This window comes from Corynebacterium sp. HMSC074C01, from assembly GCF_001814605.1.
Classification (GTDB): Bacteria; Actinomycetota; Actinomycetes; order Mycobacteriales; family Mycobacteriaceae; genus Corynebacterium.
The window spans coordinates 1-1,042 of the sequence record NZ_KV817271.1; the positions used below are offsets into that span (position 1 = coordinate 1).

Here is a 1,042-nt window from a genome sequence, read left to right on the forward strand (position 1 = left end):
GTGACGGTACCTGTATAAGAAGCACCGGCTAACTACGTGCCAGCAGCCGCGGTAATACGTAGGGTGCGAGCGTTGTCCGGAATTACTGGGCGTAAAGAGCTCGTAGGTGGTTTGTCGCGTCGTCTGTGAAATTCCGGGGCTTAACTTCGGGCGTGCAGGCGATACGGGCATAACTTGAGTGCTGTAGGGGAGACTGGAATTCCTGGTGTAGCGGTGAAATGCGCAGATATCAGGAGGAACACCGATGGCGAAGGCAGGTCTCTGGGCAGTTACTGACGCTGAGGAGCGAAAGCATGGGTAGCAAACAGGATTAGATACCCTGGTAGTCCATGCCGTAAACGGTGGGCGCTAGGTGTAGGGGGCTTCCACGTCTTCTGTGCCGTAGCTAACGCATTAAGCGCCCCGCCTGGGGAGTACGGCCGCAAGGCTAAAACTCAAAGGAATTGACGGGGGCCCGCACAAGCGGCGGAGCATGTGGATTAATTCGATGCAACGCGAAGAACCTTACCTGGGCTTGACATACACCAGATTGCTGCAGAGATGTAGTGTCCCTTGTGGTTGGTGTACAGGTGGTGCATGGTTGTCGTCAGCTCGTGTCGTGAGATGTTGGGTTAAGTCCCGCAACGAGCGCAACCCTTGTCTTATGTTGCCAGCATTTGGTTGGGGACTCATGAGAGACTGCCGGGGTTAACTCGGAGGAAGGTGGGGATGACGTCAAATCATCATGCCCCTTATGTCCAGGGCTTCACACATGCTACAATGGTCGGTACAACGCGCAGCGACACTGTGAGGTGGAGCGAATCGCTGAAAGCCGGCCTTAGTTCGGATTGGGGTCTGCAACTCGACCCCATGAAGTCGGAGTCGCTAGTAATCGCAGATCAGCAATGCTGCGGTGAATACGTTCCCGGGCCTTGTACACACCGCCCGTCACGTCATGAAAGTTGGTAACACCCGAAGCCAGTGGCCTAAACTTGTTAGGGAGCTGTCGAAGGTGGGATCGGCGATTGGGACGAAGTCGTAACAAGGTACCCGTACCGGAAGG

1 rRNA gene is annotated in these 1,042 nt (G+C 55.5%); it reads left to right on the forward strand.

Annotated features, from left to right (window positions below):
- A 16S ribosomal RNA gene (locus HMPREF2978_RS03805) occupies positions 1-1,042 on the forward strand; the annotation flags it as partial.